The following is an 18,783-nucleotide window of genomic DNA, read 5'->3' on the forward strand; positions in this document are numbered from 1 at the left end:
TTGTTCTCAGAGAGTTAGAATTTTTTCAGGATATCGTCCAGAGACTGCGGTTTGTCTTCCGGGATGGTCTGGAAAAATACCTGAATACCACGGTCTTTCAGTGCGTTAAGAATGCCCACGTCTTTGTCATCAAGGGTGATGTTCTGGAACACCGCTTTGCGGTTTGGACCGCCACCGAGTCCGCCAACCTGGATGTTGTTAATCTCAAAACCAAGCTCAACGGCCTGCTGAATGGCGGCGAGGGAGGGGAACAGCACCAGCACTTTGCCATCGCCGAGCTGATTTTCCTTCCACGCTGCGGCGAAGCTTTCGTTGCCGTAGCAGTCCACTTTGATGCTCGGCGGCGCGGCCATCAGATAGATGTTTTTCATGAACGGATCGGCGTCCAGTTCATCGCTGACCACCACAATGCGGTTTGCCTGCGACTGGCCTACCCACTTAGTAACGACCTGACCGTGAATGAGGCGGCTGTCGATGCGGCATAAGACGATGTTTGCCATGATATTTATTCCTTATTGTGGTTGTTGTAATTGACGAACGTGGGCGACAACGTCGCGGCAGCTGCTGCGTCCGGCTTCCACCAGTTCGCTAACGCAGTCGGTCAAAAGACCCTGCTCACGCTTGTCGAGCGCTTCCAGCAGCAGCGAGGCGTTAAGGCCTGAAATCACCGCCACCGGGTAATCTGCGCTCAGTCGGGCGGCGACGTTAGACGTTGTGCCGCCAATAAAATCCGTCAGGATGAGCGATCCTTCCGGCAGGGTTTTCACCACCGCTTCAACGCGCTGGTAAAACTCCCCGAGGGTATCAACCGGCATCAGCGCAATTTCCTGCACGTCGTCGATTTCACCCATCACCATGCGCAGGCTGTTGCAAAGATGCTCGCCCCAGCCGCCATGGGTCAGCAGCAGAATGCAGGGTTGCGTTGAAGTGGATACAGTCGATGTCAAAATGGCCTCCTGGCACGGTTCTGGTTACGCGTTAGATAGAGCAAGCGCTGTGCCAGAATTAGTGTCACGCCAGGTGGGACGCGGGGGTGAGGCCGGGTAGCGAAGGCGCAACCCGGCGGCCAGACAGGGGTTTAACCGTACAGGAGTTCGTAAATATAAATGTATTCGGCATCGGAAAGACGGATGGCATAAGCCTCTTCCACCGGTCCAAACGCCGATTTGATGACACTAAAGGCGCGGGAGTCCATTTCTGGCTTCATCTCCAGCGCCATCTGTAACGGTTTACGGTTGATAACGATACGCTCAACCATGCAGCAGCAGTGGATAAGAAAGCGTAGTGTCACCTGACGGCTGGGAGAGAGACCAAGCGTGGTGCGAAGATGGCCCAGCACGCCCTCCATTTCGGTAAGAATGCGCTGCGGGTTGAGCACCGAAATATGGTTGATGATGCTTTCCATGGTCAGCGCGCTGATAAAGCGCGAGGCGCTGCGCTCCATCTCCAGCCGCCGTTCTGCGCTTGAGAGGTCCGGCGTCAGCAGGCTCAGCACCAGCTCGGGACCTTGCTCAGAGAAAAGCTCTTCCAGCGAGATAAACGGAATATCCGGCAGGCCTGGCTGGAAGGTTCCGACGATTCCCACCACACGCTCATGCGGATTCAGCGCCTGTTGCACGCGCTCCGGGCTGCGCACGTCGTTGTAGTCGAGAATAAGCATGCGGGTGTCGTTAGCCATCAGTTCGCCAAAGCTCTCTTCCAGCACCTTTTTGATTTTCTCGGCGGTGCCCATTCCGGTGATGCAGGAGACGACCAGCACTTTTCCGGCACTATCCTGCTGCGGCGTACACAGCTGGCAGGGGATCCCCTTGGTCTGCATCAGCTCGGCAAGCGCGGGTAAATCGCTGGTTTCATAATTCAAATCCAGCCCCGTCTCCAGCAGACTGGTGAGGTTGATGTTGGGCATGAGCAGAACGTCTATCTGGAACAGCTTGCTGATAGTGCTGCCGAAATGCACCAACGAGCCGATATCGACCATCAGGATAAGCCGCTGCCAGCCGTGGCTTTCAATGGTCTGCGTGAGCCGCTCCAGCGTGTCGTGCACCGACTGCTCGAAGGGCATGTCGATGGCATGAAAAATATCGCGCTCCAGTACCCGGTTAACGTACTGCGCCATGCTGGTGGCGGTCGTGGCGCCGTGGGCAATCAGGATCGCGCCACAGTCCGGGCTGGTGGTAATACGCTGTCGGTAATGGCGGCACTCTTTGAGGAACAGGCACAGCCACACCACTTCCGTTGCCGGGCACTGAATGTGCAGCAGCTCGTTGATTTTGCGGCACAGCAGGGTGGCGTTCTCGTACTCGTCTTTACAGCGATCGAGGATCAGGCTTGAGGAGTAAAGCTGGGGGATAAGCCCGCGCTGGACGTAGCCGATGAGCGCCAGGAAGTGCTTACGCAGCGGGTTGACCAGGTTTTCCGGCAGCGGGAAGCCCAGCACCTGCTCAACGCTTGCCATCAGTAGCGTCACGCGTTCTTCAAGCTGAGAGGCGTAGCGCGGCGGATGGCCGCTGTTGTCGCGGCTGTAGAGGCCATACTCAAAAATCGAGCTGAGCTTGTTTTTGAGGATGGCGAGCGTCTCGGCCGGAGGCACGTTACTGTTACGCAGGTTGACGTATTCGCGGGTCAGGAAGCTGTAAAACAGGTCGCTCTCCTGTGGATCAACGTCGGCGGCAAGCGAGGTCTTCAACTGCGGCAGGGTGCGGGCGTCAACGTCGAGCTGGGTCTGGCCATTAAACAGGGCATCGACCCGCAGGCGCTGCTCGGGCGTGGCATGGAAGGGGGCTTCGACCAGCTTTTTGTCGAGCCACAGGGAATCGCTGTGGCTGGTCATTCCCGAAGCCCACGCCTGGGCGCAAAGGAACTGAATATCGCTTTTGAGCTGACCGATGTTGCCTTCCAGCGGCTTGTTCAGCAGCCACAGCAGCAGGGTTTTATCGATGCTGACGGTGCGCTCAATCTTGCGGCTTTCACGCTGCAGAAAACCGACGATCAGCTCGATCTGCTCCTCGATGGAGCGACTGCGGATCCCCGGAAGATCGATACTGACCTGGATCCGGCGCTGGAAGGTGCGCAGCAGCGCCGATCCCGGTGATTCGGTCGTGGCGCAGATGAGCCGTACGGCGATCCGCCGCGCGCTGGCGCTGGATCCGAGCGGGCGGTATTCCCCCTTATCGAGCAGAGAAAAGAGCTTCTCCTGACCTTCATAAGGCAGACGATGCACTTCATCAAGCAGTAAGAAACCGCCGTCGGCCTGCTCGACCAGACCGGTTTTGTCGCTGGTGGCGCCGGTAAACGCCCCCTGACGGTGACCGAAAAGATGCGAAGAGAGCAGTTCGGGGTTATTGGCGTATTCGGCACAGTTGAAGTACACCAGCGGCGGGTTCTGGGCCGCGGCGTGCTTGCAGGCATAGCGGTGCATCAGCTCGGCAAAAAAGGTTTTCCCGACGCCGGAAGGGCCGGTCAGCAGTACGTGCAGGCCATGGGGGTAGAGCACCGCCGCTTTGCCTTTCTCTACCGCATCACGCAGGCTGCGGTCGTGACCGATGAGTGCCGTGAAGGGATCGCCCTGGGTTTCCACCTGCGGAGGCAGCAGATCGGCGAGCGACTGGACTTCCCGTTCGTGCTCGGGCAGGCGACGGCCAATCAGCGCTTCTATTGCCTCACGGTGGACGAAAAAGACCGGTCGTCCGCGGCTTTTGATGGCTAATCCGTCGGAGCACAGCTGGTTAAGGTCTTTGCTGACCGAATTACGCGCCAGACCGAGGTTGAATCCCATGCTCTCGGCGGTGAAAGGCAGAGCCTTACGTAAATCCTCCTGGCTCAGCGTTCGGGTCAGCCGCTCCAGTTCGCGAAGTACTACTTCTATACGTCTCATCGCTCTACCACTTGTCATTCTCATTAAGGCAGAACATACACTATATATCCGCCGGAGAACGCGACCCGGTGCGTAGTTGTGAGACGAAGCGCCCGTTACGCGCTATTCCATCGCTATCTGGATGGCTTCACCAAGCTGTTTTACCACCTCCTGGTGATGCTCCGTCGGCGGCAGCGCGCAGTTCAGCCGCACGCAGTTGCGGTATTTACCCGAGGCAGAGAACAGCGAGCCGGGGGCAATTTGAATTTTCAGCCGACACAGCTGGTTTGCGACGCAGACCATATCAACGTGCTCCGGCAGCTCAATCCACAGCAAAAACCCGCCCTGCGGACGCGTCACGCAGATCCCGCAGGGAAAATACTGCCGCACCCAACAGGTGTAGGTTTCCATGTTGCTCTGATAAATCTGCCGCATCCGCCGCACGTGGCGATGATAGTGCCCTTCGCGGATAAACGAGGCGACCGCCAGCTGCGTGGTAGGGACGTTGGTACCGCTGGTGGCGTACTTCATGTGCAGTACCCGGTCGAGATAGCGTCCGGGGGCAATCCAGCCCACCCGCAGGCCAGGGGCAAGGGTTTTGGTAAACGAACTACACAGCAGCACGCGGCCGTCGATGTCCCAGGATTTGATGGTGCGCGGGCGCGGGTAGTCGTTCGCCAGCTCGCCGTAGATATCGTCTTCGAAGATGGCAATGTCATGGCGTTGGGCGAGGGAGAGAATGGCGCGCTTACGCTCATCCGGCATGATAAAACCGAGCGGATTATTGCAGTTGGGGACCAGGATAACGCCCTTAATCGGCCACTGCTCAAGCGCCAGCTCCAGCGCTTCAATGCTGATCCCGGTTTGTGGATCGGTCGGAATTTCAATCGCTTTGATGTTGAAACCGCGCAGCAGTTGCATGGTGCCGTAGAACGACGGTGATTCCACCGCAACGATATCGCCGGGCTTACATACTGAGAACAGCGCGATAGAGAGCGCCGCGTGGCAGCCGTGCGTCACCACAATGTCGTCAGCGGTCACAACGGTGCCGCCGTCCAGCGCCAGCCGGGCAATCTGCTCGCGCAGTTCACGCCGGCCGGGGAGTTCGTCGTAGCTGAGAATATCGCTGGGGTTGTGCTGCACGATGCGGCTCATCTCCCGCCACAGCGGCTTAAGGCTGGGCTGGGTGACGTCCGGAGAGCCGCCGCCGAAGGCGGTCACCTGCTTATCGTTGCGGGTATCCAGAAGCGTTAAAACCTGTTCCCACTGGGTCACTTCGACCGGGCGCTGCACCGGGCGCGACATTGCCGGGACCGGCGGCTGTGCTTTACGTGGGGCAACAAAGTAGCCGGAGCGCGGCTGGGGTGTAATGAGTTGCAGTGTCTCCAGCGTCTGATAGGCCTGCTGGACGGTACTGATGCTAACGCCGTGCTCCTGGCTTAGCGCGCGTACCGAAGGCAGCTTTTCTCCATGGCGATACAGCCCTTGCTCAATGCGCTCGGCGAGCAGATTCGCCAGATGTTGGTAACGGGTCATGCTGTATCCTTATTTTTGCCATACAGATAAGTAAACCAGTACAGATTGCGGAGGAAATCACCGTTCAGATATTGTTTTAGACGATCTGTATGTTAAAGAAAAGTAGATTCTGAATCTGTATTGTTTACCCCGATTTCCGTGATGATAAAACCTCACTCACAGAGCAGAGGTGCAGCATGGAATTTCACGAAAACCGGGCCCGGGCGCCGTGGATGGGCTTTACGTTGCTGGGCAGAGCCATCGCCCGCTGGTGGCGAGTGGGGAGAACCCGCCGGGCGCTCAGCCGTCTTAGCGACGAGCAGTTAAAAGACATCGGCATTTCACGGCATGATGTTTGTTAAGGACTGCGCCCGGCGGCGCTCAGGCTGCCGGGCGGCAACGCTTTTCCCCGCCATTTTCCTTTTCGCATTTCCTGCGGTTCTCCTTTTTGTTTCTTGATACTTACCCTGATAACTATTATCGTGATCGGGTATTGAAGAGAGGGGAATCATGAGCGAAGACGCGCTGTTTACCCGCAGACCGATGGGCATGCGGCTGGCAATGGTCGTGCGCCTGTGGCGTGCGGTTATCGATCAGGCCATTACCGACACCGGCCTGACGCAGTCCAGCTGGACGGTGCTGATGCAGCTTCATCAGCTCGGCCATCATGTCTCTGTGAGCGAACTGGCAGAAGTGCACGGTATTGAATTACCGCCGCTGATGCGCACGCTATCGCAGCTGGAGAAACAGGGATACCTGCTGCGCGTTACCTCACCGTACGACAAGCGTATTCGCCTGCTGACGCTGACCCCGGAAGGCCAGGCGGTGCTGGAGAAGCTCACCTGCGTGATAGAAACTTATCAGCAGCGGGTTTCACAGGACATTCCTGCCGACCAGATGGCGCAGTTCAGCGACACCCTCAATCAAATCGCCTGCAACCTGCGGACTATCCGCGAAGAAGAAAATAAGATCTAAAAAAATCATGATGACGCCAGAACAAAAATTTGCCCGCTGGGTAAGGGTGAGTATTGCCTCTTTCCTGCTGATGTTTGTCTACTTTATCTTTGCCGATATCTGGATCCCGCTTACACCGGACTCCACGGTGATGCGCGTGGTGACGCCTGTGTCATCGCGGGTGTCGGGCTACGTGGCACAGGTCTATGTGCACAACAACAGCCAGGTGAAGCAGGGAGATGTGCTGTACGAACTGGATCCGACGCCGTTTCGCAATAAAGTGGAAGCCGCGCACATCGCGCTGGCGCAGGCCAGGCTTGGCAACCAGCAGCTTGATGCGCAAATTGCTGCGACCCAGGCGAACCTGAAAACCGCCCAGCTCACCGCCCGCAACGATAAGGTCACCTTCGATCGCTATCAGCGTCTGAGTGCGCTGCAGAACGTTTCACAGCAGGATCTCGATAAAGTGCGTACCGCATGGCAGACCAGCGAGCAGTCGGTCAGCGCGCTCAATGCCAGTATTCACAACCTGCAAATTCAGCGCGGCGACCGCAATGAGCGCGGCAACGTGACGCTGCAGAAGTACCAGAATGCGCTGGAACAGGCCGAGCTGGAGCTGGGCTGGACCACCGTACGCGCCGAAGCGAGCGGCACGGTAAGTAATCTTCAGCTGTCGCCAGGGCTGTATGCCACGGCGGGTTCGGCGGTGCTGGCGCTGGTCAGTCACAATACCGACATCGTGGCAGACTTCCGTGAGAAAAGCCTGCGCCACACCCGCGAAGGCACCGATGCGGCGGTGGTGTTTGATGCCCTGCCGGGGAAAGTGTTCAGCGCCCACGTTACCAGCAGCGATGCCGGGATCCTCGCCGGGCAGCAGGCGGTAAACGGTCAGCTGTCGCAACCGGAGCAGTCTAACCGCTGGGTGCGTGACGCACAGCGGATGCGTATTCACGTCGCCCTCGACGAGCCGCTGGAAAATCAGCTGCCAACCGGCGCTCGCGCCACCGTGCAGTTGTATAACAGCGACGGTCCGTTCGCCCGCTTCTTCTCGGGGCTGCAAATCCACCTCGTCAGCCTGCTGCATTATGTCTATTAACACTCTGGCGCGGGTATTCACGCCCCACGACAACATCGTTTATACCGGGAATGACTTTCGCCAGACGTTGCGCATCGTGATTGCCGGCATGCTGGCGCTGAGTATTTCGACGTTCTACAACGTGCAGTACGGCGTTTTCTATGTGGTCTACCCGATCATGCTGCTCTCGCTGGTGCCGGTGTTTAACCGTCACGTGGCAAAGCAGTTTGTGTTCAGTGCGGCACTGAACTGCGTCGAAATGGTGATTATCGTCGGTTTTCTGGCGCAGTGGCCGGCCATCATGACGCTGGTCGTTTTTGGCCTGTACGTGATGCGTTTTCGCTTTATGAGCAAAGGGCCGTTGTTTTTGTTCGGTTCGATGGGCGTGGTATGCCAGAGCGTGATGCTCAACTTTATGAGCTATCCGAGCACTAACTGGCACACGCTGCTGTTCTCCAATATGGAGGCGAGCGTACTGGCGGTGGCGCTGAGCGCGCTGATGAACCATCTCATCCCGGATGTTGAACCGCGAAAACCGCCGCCGCTGATTGAGAAAAACGCCGCCCGGGTTCGCCATGAATCGCTGCTTTCCGGTACCGTCGCGACGATAATCTTCGTCGTCTTTCAGATAAGTGACCTCAGCGATTCGCTGTCGGCGCTAATGGCGGGGATCCTGATCCTGTTTCCGATGCACTATCGCGGCGCGGTGCTGAGCTCGCTGTGGCGCGTGGTCGGCGTGGTGCTGGCGTGTCTGTATATTCTGCTTATCCAGCTGCTGCTCTACGATCACAGCAGCCATATGCTTCTGATGATGCCGCTGATAGCCCTGGGACTTGCCTTTAGCGCACGGCTGCATGTAATGGAAAAGGTTGGGGCTGGAGTCGGTTTTGCCAGCATTACCACCATTGGCATCATGTTCGGGCAAAATATGCGTCCGAGTCAGGATCTGGTATTCAGTGATTTGTACCGCATTACCTCGGTCACGGTCTCGCTGTTGGTCACCCTGACGCTTATTTTTCTGCTGCACCGCATCCTCAACTGCTTTGCCGCCACCCGTTTTGTGGTGAATAACCCGAATGCCTGAAAGAGCCCGGCGTGCCGGGCTCCCTGGGGTTCAGGCGATGGCTTCGAGCTCCATCATCACCGGATGAAAACGGCGTTTGAAGTAGATAAGACCGTGGCCGTCCTGGCTCAGGATGATGTTTTTAATCTCGACCAGATAGACCAGATGCGTGCCGATGGTCTGCACCTGGCTGATTTCCCCTTCGAGACTGGCAAGCGAACCTTTGAGTACCGGCTGCCCCAGCACACCTTTCTGCCAGCAGGAGAGGGTGAAGCGCTCTTCCATCGCCATGCCGGTCATCCCGGCAAAGTGGCGGGCCATCAGCTCATGCTCGTGATTCAGCACGTTCACACATAGCCGACCATTGCCCTGAAAGACCGGATTCATCGCGCTGTTGGCGTTGATGCACACCATCAGCGACGGTGGGGTGTCGGTTACCGAACAGACGGCGGTTGCGGTAATACCACAGCGTCCGGCTTCACCTTCGGTAGTGATGATATTCACCGCCGCCGACAGGCTGGCCATAGCATCGCGAAAGCGCAGGCGTTGTTCATCAGGTTGCATGTTGTTTCTCCCGCTGCTGTTACTTCAGCAGCTTATCCAGCATGTTGATATCGGTGTTGTTGTGCAGATGCGGCACCGTCCAGCCGTTCTGGTCGTATTCAGACAGGCAGCGGTCAACCATGGCCATCATTTTGTCCATATTGCCGGAGCTTTGCGCCTGGCGCAGACACTGCAGGCGAATCTCATCCTGGCTGCCTGAGTAGTTGATTTCGTACAGCTCATGGCGGCCGCCGAACTCGCTACCGATGGCGTCCCACATCAGCTTCAGGATCTTGATGCGTTCCACGTGATCCATGCCGTTTGAGCCGCGCACGTATTTCGCCAGATACTGGTCAATCTGCGGATTGTTCAGGTCGCGCGCGCTGGACGGCAGGTAGATTAGCCCGGACGTCACGTTGCGCTCGATGATGTTTTTGATTTTCGCGTAAGCCATCGGTGCCATCACGCGGTAGGTTTGCAGCGCGGCGTGATCCGGCAGCCAGGCACCGTTAACCCACGGAGTGGCTTCGGCACACATCGAATCGCTCAGCGCCCAGAACATATTGCGCCATGCCACCACTTCGCCGAGATCTGCCTGCACGCCGCGGAATTCGAGGGTGCCGGTACACTCCAGTGATTTTTTCAGCAGCGCGGTGATGAAATCGAGCTTCACCGCCAGGCGCACGCAGGCCTGCAGCGGATACATGCGGGCGAAACCGCCTTCCATTGTCCAGCGGCGGCAGCGGTCAAAATCGCGATAAATCAGCACGTTTTCCCACGGGATCAGCACGTTATCCATCACCAGAATGGCGTCGTTTTCATCGAAGCGGCTGCTGAGCGGGTAGTCGTACGGTGAACCGGTCGCCCCGGCGACCATCTCGTAAGACGCGCGGGAGATAAGCTTCACGCCGTCGGCATCCATCGGCGCGACGAACATCAGCGCAAAGTCCGGGTTTTCGCCCATCACCTGAGCCGAGCCAAAGCCAATCATGTTGTAGTGGGTCAGCGCTGAGTTGGTGGCCACCACCTTCGCGCCGCTGACGATAATCCCGGCGTCGGTCTCTTTCTCAAGCTTGATGTAAACGTCTTTCACTTCGTCCGCCGGTTTGTGGCGGTCGATAGGTGGGTTGACGATGGCGTGGTTGAAGTACAGGCCGGTTTCCTGAATGCGGGTGTACCAGTTGCGGGCGTTCTGCTCGAACTGGCCGTAGAACGCCGGGTTAGCGCCGAGCGCGCAGCCGAAGGCGGCTTTGTAATCCGGGGTGCGCCCCATCCAGCCGTAGCTCAGGCGTGACCACTCGGCGATGGCATCGCGCTGCTGGCGCAGGTCGTCGGCACTTTTCGCCACTCGGAAGAATTTGTGGGTATAGCCGCCGCTGCCGGTGTCGGTGTTCCAGCACAGAGTGTCCTGAAGCTCTGGTTTGTGCAGTGCATCGTACAGCTGAGCAACGGATGCCGCAGCGTTACGGAATGCCGGATGCGTGGTGACATCTTTCACGCGCTCGCCGTAAATGTAGATTTCACGCCCGTCCTGCAGGCTCTTCAGGTACTCTTCGCCGGTTAACGGACGCTTTGCGTCAGCGCGGAATGCTTCAGGTTTCATGTTCACCTCTTCACTCGTATTCGGAATTGTGTTGTTAAATTTATGTTTTGTTTTTGTTGTTTAATTGAAGCGTTAAGTGCGGCGAAGGTGAAGGGACGTTTGGGACAACAGCAGGTACTTTTCGGACAGGCGATAAAGTTTATGACACCGGTACTTTCCTGGCGCGATACGCGCTCGGAGAACAGCCCACTAAGCGGTTAAAAAAGCGGGCGAAATAGGCGGGATCTTTAAACCCGAGCTGCCAGGCAATCTCATTCACCGCGCTGTCAGAAAACAGCAGCAGGCGTTTGGCTTCACGCATTTGCCGATCGAAAATCAAGCGCTTCGGCGAGCGGTTGGCAAAGCGGCGGCAGATGTCGGTCAGGCGTGACTCGGTGAGATGCAGTTCGTTGGCGTATTCCGGCACCGTCCAGTGCAGATGGTAGTGGCTGTCGATAAGTTGGGTGAAGCGCTGGAACAGGCGAAGCTCGCCGCGTATACCGCTGGCAGCATGATCGTCGAGCTTCGCATTTCGCAGTAGCAGGGTAAACACCGCCTGCGCCAGCAGCACCAGCGTATGCTCGCGCCCGGGTAGCCCGGCGATGGACTCCCGCTTAATCAATTGCCAGTAATGCGTCAGCGCCGCAAGCTCCTCCGGCTTGTCGGCAAGCGACAGGCAGATGCCCGGCAGGCCGAAGGTCTCCCGCGTGCCGGGGTAGAGCACCTCCAGCAGCGGCCAGACCAGATCCTCGCGGACCGTCAGCACGTGGCCGTCGCTGTCGGACTCGGTGATAAACGCGTGCGGCACCGAGGGCGGCGTCAGGACGAACAGCGGTGCCTGCACCGAGTAGCGATGATCGTCGAGCTGGAGCTCGATTTGCCCGGTATCAAGAAAGTGCATCTGAAAAAACTGGTCGTGGCGATGTGCCTGCATGTCGCGGCCAAAAAACGCGGCCATTCGTGCAAACGACTGATAATGCACGTCTTCACTGCCCAGCGTTTCATCGTACTCTTTGCTGATATCGATATTGGCAATACCCGGCTGACACATACCCGCTCCTTAGTGGATCTTTTGCGGCGCCATGCCGGCGGCGTTTTCGCGGTGTTCCCGCTGGGTCATGGGAATTCGCGTCAGCACCAGTGCGCCAACGAACAGCAGCCCCGCGACAAACCACAGCCCCGAACTGAAGCTGCCGGTGGCATCGCGCAGGATCCCAATCAGCAACGGGCTGACGGCGGATCCGACGTTACCAATGGCGTTGATCACCGCCAGCGCCACCGCGCGGGATCGCAGGCTGATAACCTGATCCGGCGTGGTCCAGAAGATGGCCATAGCGGTAAACGATCCGGTTGAGGCCATGATGATGCCAAAGAGCTGGATCAGGCTGTGATCGGTTGCCGATGCCAGCAGCCATCCCGCCGCCGCAAACAGATACGGCAGGATGGTGTGCTTTTTTCGCTCTTTTAACCGGTCAGAGCGGCGGCTCCACCAGATCATCCCGAGGATGGTGCAAAACTGCGGAATAGCCGCCAGCAGGCCAATCACAATGTTGCTGCTGCCGGTGTTAAAGCTTTGCAGGATCTGCGGCGTCCAGATATTGATAGCGCTAAGCGTATTGGTCAGGCAGAAATAGGCCAGCGTATAGAGCAGTACGGCGGGCGTCAGCACTTCGCGCAGAGTGGATCGTGCTGCTGAGGCGCGTGGAGAAACCGCCTCCTGCTCGCGGGCGATCATCGTCTTCAGCGTCTGCTTCTCTTCGTCGCTAAGCCAGGTCGCCTGATCCGGAGTGTCGTTCAGGAAAAACCAGGTCACCACACCCAGCACCACAGAGGGCAGCCCTTCCAGCAAGAACAGCCACTGCCAGCCTTTCAGGTTCCACAGGCCGTCGAGCGCCAGGATATAGCCCGAGAGGATCGAGCCCAGCATCATCGTGACCGGCATGGCAATCATAAACAGCGCATTGGCGCGGGCGCGGTAGTACGCCGGGAACCACCAGGTGAGGTACACCAGAATGCCCGGCAGGAATCCGGCCTCGGCGATACCCACCAGCATGCGCAATACGTACAGCGTTTCGGGGCTGGTGGCGAACATTGTGCAGGTAGAGGCAATGCCCCACACCACCATAATCCCGGCAATCCAGCGGCGTGCGCCAACTTTTGCCAGCATGATGTTGCTGGGGATCCCGCACAGCACGTAGGTGACGTAAAACAGCGTGGCGGCGAGGCCAAACATGGTAGACGTCAGGCCCAGATCTTTGCCCATCGTCAGTCCGGCAAAGCCGATGTTGATTCTGTCGAGAAACGAAAAGACAAACAGGATAAAGAGAAACACGATCAAACGACGGAACAGCTTTTGGATCACGCGATGTTCAACAGCTTTATTATCATCAGGTTGCAGGGTAGAGGTCGTCATGTTGCGCTCCACATCTTACGGTTAGTAGACGGATTTATTGTTATTGACTGACGGAACCGGTGAATCGATAAAACGTGCCGCTAATGCGTCGGCGGCGCGGGCGAGCAGGGTGGTGTCCACCCCGACGGCGACGAACAGCGCGCCACGTTCGAGATAACGTCTGGCGAGATCTTCATTCGCCATCAAAATGCCCGGCGCTTTTCCGGCTTCGCGGATTTGCGTGATGGCCTGTTCAATAGCGGCCTGGACCTCGGGGTGCTGCGGGTTTCCGGCGAAACCCATGTCGGCGCTCAGGTCCGCTGGGCCAATGAATACGCCGTCGACGCCTTCCACTTCGAGAATGTGCGGCAGGTTTTTCAGCGCCTCACGGGTCTCGATTTGCACCAGCACGCACATGGCGTCGTTGGCCTGTTGCAGGTAATCCGGGATGCGGTTCCAGCGTGAGGCGCGGGCCAGGGCGCTACCGACGCCGCGAATGCCCTGCGGCGGATAGCGGGTGGCTTTCACCGCCAGCCGGGCTTCATCGGCGTTCTGTACCATCGGCACCAGCAGGGTTTGCGCACCGATATCCAGCAACTGTTTGATTTGCACGGGGTCGTTCCACGACGGGCGAACTACCGGCTGGCTACGATACGGCGCAATTGCCTGTAGCTGGGTCAGCACCGTCTGAACGTTGTTCGGCGCGTGCTCGCCGTCTATCAGCAGCCAGTCAAAACCACTGTTGGCCAGCAGTTCGGCGCTGTAGCTGCTGCATAATCCCAGCCACAGGCCAATCTGCGGTTTACCCGCTTTCAGCGCCTCTTTGAATACGTTTTGCATCGTCTTCTCCTTACACAAAGCGGCAGCTGATGGCGCCCATATTGCCGTAGTCAACGTGGAAGGTGTCGCCCTTGCGCGCCGCCACCGGGCGAGTGAACGAACCGCCGAGGATTATCTGCCCCGCTTCCAGCTGTACATCGTACGGGGCGAGCTTATTCGCCAGCCACGCCACGCCGTTTGCCGGATGATTTAGCACGCCTGCCGCGACGCCGGTCTCTTCAATTACCCCGTTGCGATAGAGCAGGGCGGAGATCCAGCGCAGATCCAGCTCGTCGGGCTTGATCGGGCGGCCGCCGAGGATCACCCCCGCGTTGGCGGCGTTATCGGAAATGGTGTCGAACACTTTGCGCGGACGCTGGGTCTCGGGATCGTTGTTGTGGCAGCGGGCATCGATAAGCTCCAGCGCCGGGATCACATAGTCGGTGGCGTTGTAGACGTCGAACAGCGTACAGTTCGGGCCGCGTAGCGGTTTTGCCAGCACGAAGGCCAGCTCGACTTCAATACGTGGAACGATGAAGCGATCGGTTGGGATATCGCTGCCATCATGGAAAAACATATCGTCCAGCAGCGCGCCGTAGTCGGGCTCACTAATCTGCGAGCTGGCCTGCATCGCCTTTGAGGTGAGGCCAATCTTGTGCCCTTTCAGCACGCGGCCTTCGGCGATTTTCAGACTCACCCATTCGCGTTGAATGGCGTAGGCGTCTTCAATGGCGATCGTCGGGTAGTCGAGCGAGATCTGCCGGATCTGCTCGCGGGTCTGTTCCGCCTGATGCAGACGATGAGCAATCAGGGTATGGGTTGATTTATCGAGCATAGCGGGTGGCCTTAGCGAAATAACGCGTGCACGTTGTTTTGTTTGAAGTTCAGCGTCGGGTGCAGCTCTTCTATTTCGAAAGAGAGCGCCAGATAGCGGCTTTCCATCAGGGCGGCGAAATGGTGTTTAATCAGCGCAAACAGCGCTTCACCCACGGCTTCCCGACTCTCCAGGCTGCGCCCGGCGCCAATTTTCAGCGTCATATGAACGAAGGCGTAGTCGTGCTGACCGTCGGCCATCTGCCAGGTGTCCAGCCATAGCGCCCGGCTACGGATGCCGCCGATGGGGAAGATGCCGGTGGCGGCAAGCTCCGCGTTAACCTTAGCGAACAGGCCCGGTAAGTCGGCCTGCTCGCGGATGTTGTCGGTACATTCAGCAATAAAATGCGGCATGATTTTTCCTTACGCGGGCAGCGGGAACACGGCGTTCACCTGGCCGGTGCCGGAGCTTGGGAACAGGTCGGTGATGAACTCCACCTTGCCGTCGTATTTATCCCAGCCGAGCATCCCGAGCAGCATCACGGTGTCGTGCATATTGCCTTCGCCGTAGCAGTAGTCGGCGTACTCCGGCAGCATGTTGCAAAACTCTTTGAACTGGCCTTCACGCCACAGCTTCACCACCCGCTCATCCATCTGGCGGTCGAACTCGCGGGTGTAGCTGTTCATACCTTCTTCCGCTCGCTGATCGTCAATGAAGCGGTGGGAGAGCGAGCCGCTGGCGAGTACCGCGACGGTGCCGTCGTAGGCGGCAATCGCCTTCAGGATCGCCTGACCAAGCTTGCGGCTGTCGGCGAAGTCGTGAACGGTGCAGAACGCCGAAATAGAGATCACCTTGAAGTGTCGGTCACTGTTCATGTAGCGCATTGGTACCAGCGTGCCGTACTCCAGCTTCAGGCTCGGGATGTTGTGCGCCTTGGCGCGCACCCCAAGCTTCACCGCTTCGTCGGCAATCAGCTGACCGAGCGCCGGGTTACCGTCGTATTCGTAGGTCATATCGCGAATAAAATGCGGCAGCTCGTTGCTGGTGTAGACGCCAGCAAAATGGTCCGCACAGTTGATGTGGTAGGCGCTGTTCACCAGCCAGTGGGTGTCGAACACGATAATGGTATCGACGCCCATCTCGCGGCAGCGCTTGCCAATTTCTTTATGCCCGTCGATGGCGGACTGGCGGCAGCCGTGGTTTTTCCCCGGCAGCTCAGACAGATACATCGATGGAACGTGGGTGATTTTTGCCGCTAACGCTAACTTGCCCATATCAGACTCCCCATTTCGGGATCGGATGGTCGCCCATGGAAATGCAGACGTTCTTCATTTCCGCGAACACTTCAAAGCTGTACTCGCCGCCTTCACGGCCGGTACCGGAGGCCTTCACGCCGCCGAACGGCTGGCGCAGGTCGCGTACGTTCTGGGTGTTGACAAACACCATGCCCGCCTCGATGTTGCGCGCCAGACGCAGGACTTTGCTGACGTCCTGGGTCCAGATGTAAGAGGCAAGGCCGTACTCAACGTCGTTGGCAAGCCGCAGACCTTCCGCTTCGTCCTTGAACGGCAGCAGGCAGGCTACTGGTCCGAAGATCTCCTCCTGCGCCACGCGCATACGGTTATCGACGTCGGCGAGTACCGTCGGGCGCAGGAAGTTGCCGTTTCTCAGGTGTGCAGGCAGGTCGGAAGGTTTATCCGGGCCGCCCGCCAGCAGGGTGGCTCCTTCTTCAATGCCGAGGCGGATATAGCCGGAGACTTTTTCCCAGTGCTGAAGGCTGATGAGTGCGCCGACCTGGGTGTTTGGGTCGGTCGGATCGCCGACACGCAGGCGGTTGGCGCGCTCGGCAAATCGTTTAACAAACTCCGGATAAATGCTCTGCTGAATGAAGATGCGGGAACCGGCGGTACAGCGCTCACCGTTGATAGAGAAGATGGTGAACAGTGCGGCATCAAGGGCGCGTTCGATATCGGCATCTTCAAAAATCAGCACCGGTGACTTACCGCCAAGCTCCATCGAGTACTTCTTCAGCCCGGCGTTTTTCATGATGTTGCGCCCGGTGGCGGTGCCGCCGGTGAACGACACGGCGCGCACGTCGTGATGACGCACCAGCGCATCGCCCGCGGTAGAGCCGTAACCCTGTACCACGTTGAGCACGCCCGCAGGAATACCGGCTTCCAGCGCCAGCTCGCCCAGGCGGTCGGCGGTCAGTGGGGAAAGCTCTGACATCTTCAGCACGGCGGTGTTGCCCAGCGCCAGGCACGGCGCGACTTTCCACGTGGCGGTCATAAACGGCACGTTCCACGGCGACACCAGCGCGCACACCCCGACCGGCTGCACCAGGGTGTAGTTGAGCATTTTGTCGTCGACCGGGTAGGTTTTGCCGTTCATCTGCTGGCACACTTCGGCGAAGAACTCGAAGTTGTGCGAGGCGCGCGGGATCAGCACGTTTTTGGTCTGGTGGATGGGCAGGCCGGTATCGGCAGTTTCCATCGCGGCGATTTCCGGCACGTTCTGGTCAATCAGGTCGCCAAGGCGGCGCATCAGGCGCGCGCGCTCTTTCATCGGCAGGTTGGCCCACTTCGGGAACGCCTCTTTCGCGGCCGCCACCGCCTGCTGCACCTCCGCTTCGGTGCCGGAGGCCACTTCCGCCAGAACTTCCCCGGTTGCCGGGTTGGTGGTGTGGAAATAGTCGTTGCCGGCGACGTTTTTACCGTTAATCCAGTGATTTATCTTTTTCATTTCAGCATCTCCTCATGCTCCTGCTGACTGACAATGCGGTTAACCAGGCGGCCCACCCCTTCCACTTCCACCACCACTTCATCGCCCGGAACCACGTCCGATAATCCTTTTGGCGTACCGGTCGCAATCATGTCGCCGGGGTGCAACGTCATGAAACTGCTCAGATATTCGATAAGAAACGGCACGTCGAAAATCAGGTCGGCGGTGGTGCCCTGCTGGCGTAGCTCGCCGTTAACCCAGGTGCGCAGCGTCAGGTTGTGCGGATCGGGAATAGCGGACTTATCAACAATCCATGGGGCTATCGGGGTCAGGGTGTCGCGGCTTTTGACCCGCAGATTTGGGCGGTAGTAGTTCTCGAGATAGTCGCGAATGGCATAGTCGTTGCAGAGGGTGTAGCCCGCCACGTAGTCCATCGCCGTTTCACGGCTCACCTTGCGGGCGGTTTTGCCAATCACCACCACCAGCTCGGCTTCGTAGTGCATGTACTCGACGTTGTCCGGGCGCACCGACGTTTGCTTATCGCCGGTGAACGAGTTGGCCGCTTTGATGAATACCAGTGGCTCTTCCGGCGGCTTAAAGTCCAGTTCACTGGCGTGATCGGCATAGTTGAGACCCAGCGCGAACAGCGTGCCGTGCGGGTGTGGCTGCGGCGAAAAGGTGCGAGTTTCAGTGATATCGCGCTCGGCGACCACGTGGTTTTCAAGTGGCGGAAAACCTTCAGCGAGAACGCGGACGTGGTCTCCTGGCTGAAGCGTGACCCGCTGCTGTGGCGTACCCAGCAGAATGACGTCGCCGGGCTGCAGCGTAGCGAATTCACTCAACGCGCAGAGCAGTTCGGCGGCGCTACGTTGTAAATCGGCGGTGCTCCAGCGGTCTGCCTCGCGGCCGTTGATGTCGGTGATGATAGTCAGATTATCGACGTGGCTGAGCGGAACCAGCTCCCCCAACGGGCAGAAGCCATCGCGGCACTTGGCTTTGATAGCCGGGCGATAAAAGCTCTCTTCCGGCAGACTGACCTCGTTTGCCAGTGCAAAACCGGCGATATAGTCTGCGGCTTCCGCCACGCTGACGCGGCTTGCGGTTTTACCCACGACAAGCGCCACCGTAGCCCCGCTCAGTAGCGTTTCTTCTTCCGGGTGAGGGATGGCCTCACCGTCACGGATCACGGTGTTGCGCGGCTTAATAAACCACACCGCCGTTTTCGGTGGTGTGTTGTAGGGGGCTTGCTGGAATGCCTGGTGCCAGGCGTCGATTTGGCTGCGATGGTTGAGCGCAACGGCGAAAACAGTGCCTTTCATTCACCACTCCTCAGATCCGCTGTGGGATTTCATTAATATGTTAATGATCATCTTTTATGCTGCTGGGGGATGTTTGGCAAATTTTGGTGAATGATTTGTGATCTAATTAACGATAATTTTACATTTATTTAAA

The 18,783-nt window shown here is 58.2% G+C and carries 18 protein-coding genes; 4 read left to right on the plus strand and 14 right to left on the minus strand.

Features of this window, described 5'->3' with window-relative positions:
* Window positions 1-14: 14 nt before the first annotated feature.
* From C7387_RS16640 to C7387_RS16655, 4 genes are all read right to left on the minus strand, one after another.
* Window positions 15-500, minus strand: a complete 486-nt coding sequence (locus C7387_RS16640) for a PTS sugar transporter subunit IIB (RefSeq protein ID WP_006816955.1) — start codon at window positions 498-500, stop codon at window positions 15-17.
* A gap of 12 nt (window positions 501-512) precedes the next feature.
* Window positions 513-947 carry a PTS sugar transporter subunit IIA gene (locus tag C7387_RS16645; RefSeq protein ID WP_038252407.1) on the minus strand — a complete coding sequence of 145 codons (435 nt, stop codon included), beginning with the start codon at window positions 945-947 and terminating at the stop codon, window positions 513-515.
* A gap of 131 nt (window positions 948-1,078) precedes the next feature.
* Complete coding sequence (gene dagR / locus C7387_RS16650; RefSeq protein ID WP_120817124.1) at window positions 1,079-3,874, minus strand: transcriptional regulator DagR; 2,796 nt, start codon at window positions 3,872-3,874, stop codon at window positions 1,079-1,081.
* Window positions 3,875-3,976: 102 nt separating this feature from the next.
* Window positions 3,977-5,389 carry an aminotransferase-like domain-containing protein gene (locus C7387_RS16655; protein WP_120817125.1) on the minus strand — a complete coding sequence of 471 codons (1,413 nt, stop codon included), beginning with the start codon at window positions 5,387-5,389 and terminating at the stop codon, window positions 3,977-3,979.
* A gap of 176 nt (window positions 5,390-5,565) precedes the next feature.
* Here C7387_RS16655 and C7387_RS16660 point away from each other — a divergent pair, with 176 nt between their 5' ends.
* The 4 genes from C7387_RS16660 (at window position 5,566) to C7387_RS16675 (ending at window position 8,481) form a co-directional block, all read left to right on the plus strand.
* Window positions 5,566-5,730, plus strand: a complete 165-nt coding sequence (locus C7387_RS16660) for a DUF1127 domain-containing protein (protein ID WP_006816959.1) — start codon at window positions 5,566-5,568, stop codon at window positions 5,728-5,730.
* 148 nt (window positions 5,731-5,878) lie between these two features.
* The gene (locus tag C7387_RS16665) at window positions 5,879-6,343 is read left to right on the plus strand and encodes a MarR family winged helix-turn-helix transcriptional regulator (protein WP_006816960.1); all 465 of its coding nucleotides are present in this window, start codon (window positions 5,879-5,881) and stop codon (window positions 6,341-6,343) included.
* Between the two features lie 7 nt (window positions 6,344-6,350).
* Entirely contained in the window at window positions 6,351-7,418 is a 1,068-nt protein-coding gene (locus C7387_RS16670; protein WP_038252399.1) for an HlyD family secretion protein, read from the plus strand.
* On the plus strand, window positions 7,408-8,481 hold the full coding sequence (locus C7387_RS16675; RefSeq protein ID WP_038252397.1) for a DUF2955 domain-containing protein: 1,074 nt from the start codon (window positions 7,408-7,410) through the stop codon (window positions 8,479-8,481). Before C7387_RS16670 ends, C7387_RS16675 begins: the two co-directional genes overlap by 11 nt.
* Before the next feature lie 30 nt (window positions 8,482-8,511).
* Here C7387_RS16675 and C7387_RS16680 read toward each other — a convergent pair whose 3' ends face one another.
* The 10 genes from C7387_RS16680 to hpaG all read right to left on the minus strand — a co-directional run bounded on the left by C7387_RS16680 (window position 8,512) and on the right by hpaG (window position 18,650).
* Entirely contained in the window at window positions 8,512-9,024 is a 513-nt protein-coding gene (locus C7387_RS16680) for a 4-hydroxyphenylacetate 3-monooxygenase reductase subunit (RefSeq protein ID WP_006816963.1), read from the minus strand.
* A gap of 19 nt (window positions 9,025-9,043) precedes the next feature.
* Entirely contained in the window at window positions 9,044-10,606 is a 1,563-nt protein-coding gene (gene hpaB, locus C7387_RS16685; protein WP_006816964.1) for a 4-hydroxyphenylacetate 3-monooxygenase, oxygenase component, read from the minus strand.
* Between the two features lie 139 nt (window positions 10,607-10,745).
* Entirely contained in the window at window positions 10,746-11,636 is an 891-nt protein-coding gene (gene hpaA, locus C7387_RS16690; protein WP_120817126.1) for a 4-hydroxyphenylacetate catabolism regulatory protein HpaA, read from the minus strand.
* A 9-nt stretch (window positions 11,637-11,645) separates the two neighbouring features.
* Window positions 11,646-12,998, minus strand: a complete 1,353-nt coding sequence (gene hpaX, locus C7387_RS16695) for a 4-hydroxyphenylacetate permease (protein WP_038252387.1) — start codon at window positions 12,996-12,998, stop codon at window positions 11,646-11,648.
* A 21-nt stretch (window positions 12,999-13,019) separates the two neighbouring features.
* On the minus strand, window positions 13,020-13,817 hold the full coding sequence (gene hpaI / locus C7387_RS16700) for a 4-hydroxy-2-oxoheptanedioate aldolase (RefSeq protein ID WP_120817127.1): 798 nt from the start codon (window positions 13,815-13,817) through the stop codon (window positions 13,020-13,022).
* A 10-nt stretch (window positions 13,818-13,827) separates the two neighbouring features.
* Complete coding sequence (gene hpaH / locus C7387_RS16705) at window positions 13,828-14,631, minus strand: 2-oxo-hept-4-ene-1,7-dioate hydratase (RefSeq protein WP_006816968.1); 804 nt, start codon at window positions 14,629-14,631, stop codon at window positions 13,828-13,830.
* Window positions 14,632-14,642: 11 nt separating this feature from the next.
* Window positions 14,643-15,023 (minus strand): 5-carboxymethyl-2-hydroxymuconate Delta-isomerase, encoded by a 381-nt coding sequence (locus tag C7387_RS16710; protein WP_006816969.1) that lies wholly within the window; start codon window positions 15,021-15,023, stop codon window positions 14,643-14,645.
* 9 nt (window positions 15,024-15,032) lie between these two features.
* The gene (hpaD, locus tag C7387_RS16715) at window positions 15,033-15,884 is read right to left on the minus strand and encodes a 3,4-dihydroxyphenylacetate 2,3-dioxygenase (protein ID WP_038252384.1); all 852 of its coding nucleotides are present in this window, start codon (window positions 15,882-15,884) and stop codon (window positions 15,033-15,035) included.
* A 1-nt stretch (window position 15,885) separates the two neighbouring features.
* On the minus strand, window positions 15,886-17,352 hold the full coding sequence (gene hpaE / locus C7387_RS16720) for a 5-carboxymethyl-2-hydroxymuconate semialdehyde dehydrogenase (RefSeq protein WP_006816971.1): 1,467 nt from the start codon (window positions 17,350-17,352) through the stop codon (window positions 15,886-15,888).
* Window positions 17,349-18,650 (minus strand): 4-hydroxyphenylacetate degradation bifunctional isomerase/decarboxylase, encoded by a 1,302-nt coding sequence (gene hpaG, locus C7387_RS16725; RefSeq protein ID WP_120817128.1) that lies wholly within the window; start codon window positions 18,648-18,650, stop codon window positions 17,349-17,351. Before hpaG ends, hpaE begins: the two co-directional genes overlap by 4 nt.
* Window positions 18,651-18,783: the final 133 nt, after the last annotated feature.

The organism is Yokenella regensburgei, assembly GCF_003634235.1.
Taxonomy (GTDB): Bacteria; Pseudomonadota; Gammaproteobacteria; order Enterobacterales; family Enterobacteriaceae; genus Yokenella; species Yokenella regensburgei.